Annotated in this window: 5 protein-coding genes; 3 read left to right on the plus strand and 2 right to left on the minus strand. The window is 68.4% G+C overall.

Annotated features, from left to right (window positions below; all coding sequences use genetic code 11):
- Together ACWELQ_RS39560 and ACWELQ_RS39565 are read right to left on the minus strand one after the other, a co-directional pair.
- Nucleotides 1-735 (minus strand): glycosyltransferase family 87 protein (locus ACWELQ_RS39560; protein WP_452402130.1); only part of this gene is annotated, 735 nt, incomplete at its 3' end.
- A gap of 74 nt (nucleotides 736-809) precedes the next feature.
- Entirely contained in the window at nucleotides 810-1,280 is a 471-nt protein-coding gene (locus ACWELQ_RS39565) for a hypothetical protein (protein WP_452402131.1), read from the minus strand.
- 442 nt (nucleotides 1,281-1,722) lie between these two features.
- On the opposite strand from ACWELQ_RS39565, the gene ACWELQ_RS39570 reads away from it, so the two are divergent.
- From ACWELQ_RS39570 to ACWELQ_RS39580, 3 genes are all read left to right on the plus strand, one after another.
- Nucleotides 1,723-2,724 carry a Gfo/Idh/MocA family protein gene (locus ACWELQ_RS39570; protein WP_452402132.1) on the plus strand — a complete coding sequence of 334 codons (1,002 nt, stop codon included), beginning with the start codon at nucleotides 1,723-1,725 and terminating at the stop codon, nucleotides 2,722-2,724.
- A gap of 61 nt (nucleotides 2,725-2,785) precedes the next feature.
- Complete coding sequence (locus ACWELQ_RS39575; RefSeq protein WP_452402133.1) at nucleotides 2,786-3,394, plus strand: ArsR/SmtB family transcription factor; 609 nt, start codon at nucleotides 2,786-2,788, stop codon at nucleotides 3,392-3,394.
- The gene (locus ACWELQ_RS39580) at nucleotides 3,391-4,125 is read left to right on the plus strand and encodes an SRPBCC family protein (RefSeq protein WP_452402134.1); all 735 of its coding nucleotides are present in this window, start codon (nucleotides 3,391-3,393) and stop codon (nucleotides 4,123-4,125) included. Before ACWELQ_RS39575 ends, ACWELQ_RS39580 begins: the two co-directional genes overlap by 4 nt.
- Nucleotides 4,126-4,325: the final 200 nt, after the last annotated feature.

Consider the following 4,325-nt stretch of genomic DNA (forward strand, 5'->3'; position numbering starts at 1 on the left):
GGTCGCGGCGAACGTCCCGCTGGCGATGCCGAGGCTGCGCCACTGCCGGGTGCAGGCGAGATAGACCAGGAACAGCGCCGGCGTCAGTTTGATCCCGGCGGCGATGCCGACGCCCACCCCGCGCAGGCGTGCCGTCGACGGCCGGGTGAGATCCCAGACGATCATCAGCACCAGGAAGACATTGACCTGCCCGAGCCACAGCGTGGTGCGCACCGGCTCGAGCACCGTGCACAACACCGCCAGCACTGCCGCGAACATCCACGTGCGCACCGTGTTCCGGTATTTCAGCACGTGCAGGCAGCGCCCGGTGAGCACGACCAGCGCCAGCATGGTCGCCACGAACCAGACCAGCTTGGCCTTGGCCAGCGAGATCACCGTGAGCGGCACGAAGACCAGCGCCGCGAACGGCGTGTAGGTGAATTCCATCCCGAACACGACCGGCCCGTCGTAGAGCCCGCTGCGCTTGCGGATCACCTCCCCACCCGCGCGATAAACCTCCAGATCGAGCCCGTTGTGAAACAGCCCGTAGTACGGATTGTCGATGGGCAGCGCGTACACATGCCATACCACCGCCGCCACCGCGAGCAGCCCGCCCACGATCAACATCCGGGTGGTGACCTGCGACCCCGCAGGTTCCGGATCGGACCGCGTGCTGTCGTCGGCGGGCTCCAGGCAGGCCACCGCACCGGTATTCGCTTCCGCGGCACCGGAAAAGCTTTCAGCCCCCGAAATCATCCGCCTACGATAACCACCCCCGCCCCGAACCCACCGCAATGGCGCTACGACACCGAAGCTCGACGTATGCGCGATCAGCTGGTGGGGGTGGCGTCGCAGGCGGCCGGGACGCCGCCTTCGATGCGGAGGAGGTCGCAGAAGGTGGCGGCGGCGACCTTCCAGGCGCCGTCGAGGTGGAGGGCGGTGCCGTGGCGGTTGGGCAGCAAGGGGATTCCATGCTTCTTGATGGTGAAGGTGACGGCGGCGCGGTCGGGGCCGTCGGCGTTCACCTGCGACACGTTCGCCGACGCGCCGCCCGCGATGGCCGAATGCGCTTGATTCTCCAGGGTTTCGGTGAAGGCTTGGCCATTCTGCAGCAACGCCATCTTCTGGTCCACGGGCAGCGAGCTGTCGAAGAAGTGCTCGAAGGTGGAGGTGATGGCCTGCACGTCGGCCGCGGAGGTGCCGGGCGACGACGAGGGCGGGCCGTCATTGCCGCAGGAGGCCAGCAGTATCGGCAAGGCGCACGCCGCCGCCGCTCGCAGGGCCACGGTTCGCGCGCTCATCTCCTCGATGCCTCCTCCGACTCGGCTCCGACGAGTACAACACAACCTTCGCTGAGGATTAGCCAACGGGTCGGCTTCCCGACCGGTCGTGTCGGACGCGATGTAAATGGCCGTTTCGCCGCGCGCCCAGCGGGCATCCCGATGGCGGACGTCATCGACAGCCGAGGGAGCTTCGCCATGCCCGACAGCCGCCCGACCACCACTCGCTCACAAGCCCCGGAAACCATTCTCGACGGTGTCGACTGGCCCGGCCCCGCGCTGCTGCTGGCCGGTGTCACCTTGCTCGCCTGGACCTTTCATCGCGCCGACGGCCGACTATTCGGCGGCGCGGTGGCCACGGTGATCACGCTGGTCCTGGGGTTCGTCTGGATCACCGTCGAGCACTTGCGTTTTCGCGCTCGACAGGGTTCAGCATCGCCGGATCCGCTGTTAGTGTCGGATGATGAGCGACGACACGCACCCCAGCCTGCGGATCGGGATTCTCGGGGCGGCGAACATCGCTCCGACCGCGCTGATCGAACCGGCCCGGCGCAATCCGGAAGTCGTAGTGGGAGCGGTGGCGGCCCGCGACGGGGCGCGTGCGCGGGCGTTCGCCCACGCGCACGGGATCGAGCGGAGCTATGACAGTTACGCCGCGCTGATCGAAGCGCCCGATCTCGACGCGATCTACATCCCGCTGCCCAACGGCCTGCACGGCCGCTGGATCCGCGCCGCCCTGGCGGCGGGCAAACACGTGCTGTGCGAGAAGCCGTTCACGGCCAATGCCGAGGAGGCCCGCGAGATCGCCGCGCTGGCCGCCGCGTCCGATCGGGTGGTGATGGAGGCGTTCCACTACCGCTATCACCCGCTCACCCGCGAGGCCGAAAAGATCATCGCCGCAGGCGAATTGGGCAAGCTGGTGCGCGTGGACACCGCATTGTGCTTCCCGCTGCCCAAGTTCGGCGATATCCGCTACAACTACGACCTCGCCGGCGGCGCACTGATGGACGCGGGCTGCTACGCGGTGCACATGGCGCGCACCTTCAGCGGTGAGGAGCCGGAAGTCGTTGTCGCGCACGCGAAGTTGCGCGATGCCCGGATCGATCGGGCGATGCTCGCACAGGTGCGTTTCCCCTCCGGCGCGATCGGCAGCGTCCGCTGTTCGATGTGGTCGAAGGATCTGGTGCGCATCTCCGCCACGATCGTCGGCGAACACGGCAGTGTGCGGCTGCTCAACCCGGTGGCTCCGCAGTTCGGGCACCTGCTGGCGGTGCGCACCGATTCCGGTCGCACCTTGCGCACGCTCAGCCGCCGCCCCTCCTACGACTACCAGCTCGACGCCTTCGCCGACGCCGTCCTGCGCGGCGCGCCGATTCTGACCACGCCGGAGGAGGCGGTCGCGAACATGACCGCCATCGACGCCATCTACCGGGCCGCCGGACTGCCCTTGCGCCAGCCGAGCTGAGCCACTCACCGACAACTTCGGTTGTCTTGACAAATTTTATTGTCGGTCGCATCCTGGACCGGTGCTCGACATCGCTGTGATCGAAGAACCCGCCGCGGCCGGGGCTTCCCTGGATCCGATCCGATCCCGGATCCTGGCCGCGCTCGCGGAGCCGGGGTCGGCGGCCATGCTGGCCGCCCGGCTGGATCTGCCCCGGCAGAAGGTCAATTACCACCTCAAGGAATTGGAGCGGTTCGGGCTGGTCGAGCTCGAGGCCGAACGCCGCAAGGGCAATGTCACCGAGCGCGTGTACCGCGCGACCGCCGCGTCCTACGTCATCTCCCCCGGCGCGCTCGGGGCCGTCACCCCCGATCCCGCGAAGTCCCCGGACCAGCTGTCCGCACGCTGGCTGCTCGCCCTGGGTTCACGGCTGGTGCAGGAGGTCGGGGCGCTGCTGACGGGGGCCGCCCGGGCGCAGAAGCGGGTGGCCACCTTCGGCATGGACGCACAGGTCCGCTTCGCCTCGGCGGCCGACCGCGCGGCGTTCGCCGAGGAACTGGCCACCACCGTGGCGACTCTGGTCGCCCGGTACCACGACGAGTCCGCGACCGACGGCCGCGACCACCGGGTTGTCGTCGGATTGCATCAAATCCCCACCGAATCACAAGCCGCACAGGAGAATCGACCATGACGCACCCGTTCGAGATCGAACTGGAGACGACGCTGCCGGCGAGTCCGGAACAGGTGTGGGAGGCGATCGCGACGGGTCCGGGCATCGATTCCTGGTTCATGGGACGCAATGAGGTCGAGCCCCGCGAGGGCGGGGTCGCCGCCATGGACACCGGTGGCCGTCGCGAGGAGTCCACGATCACCGGTTTCGACCCGGGCAAGCGTTTCGCCACCCGGACCGGGACCGCCGAGGACGGCCGGTTCATGGCCTTCGAATATCTGCTCGAGGCCCGCGACGGCGGCAGCACCGTGCTGCGGGTCGTGCACAGCGGCATGCTCGGCGACGACTGGGAGCAGGAATACGATGCCCTGCGCCGCGGCTGGCCCTTCCACCTGCACACCCTCGGCGAGTACCTGCGCCATTTCGCCGGGCGCACCGGGGTTCCGGTGTTCGCCGTCGCGAACGGCGCTTCGGCGCAACAGGTTCGGGCGGCGCTCACCGAGAGCCTGTCGCTGCCGACGCCACTCGTGGCGGGCGCGGTGGTCCAGGCCCGCCCGGCCGGTCTGCCGCCGCTGGACGGCGTGCTGACCTGGGCCGACGACGAGCGCTTCGAAATCCGCAGCGACGACGGGCTGTACAGCTTCCACCAGGGCCCGACCGGGCTCACCCTGATGTTCCACCACCTGTTCGGCCCGGACACCGACGGGTCCGAAAACGCTTGGCAGCAGTGGCTGGCCGAGCTGCTCGCCTGACAACCCGCGATGAATCACAAGGAGAAATCATGCGCACCCTGATCAGCTCGGCTTTCATTTCTCTCGACGGTGTCGTGGAGGGCCCGGGCGGCGAGCCCGGCTACCGCAACTCCGGCTGGACGTTCAAGAACGTCGAATTCCTGCCCCAGGCCTATGAGATCAAGGGCACCGAGCAGGAAGAGGCCACCGCGATCCTGCTG

It is taken from the genome of Nocardia sp. NPDC004722, assembly GCF_053601505.1.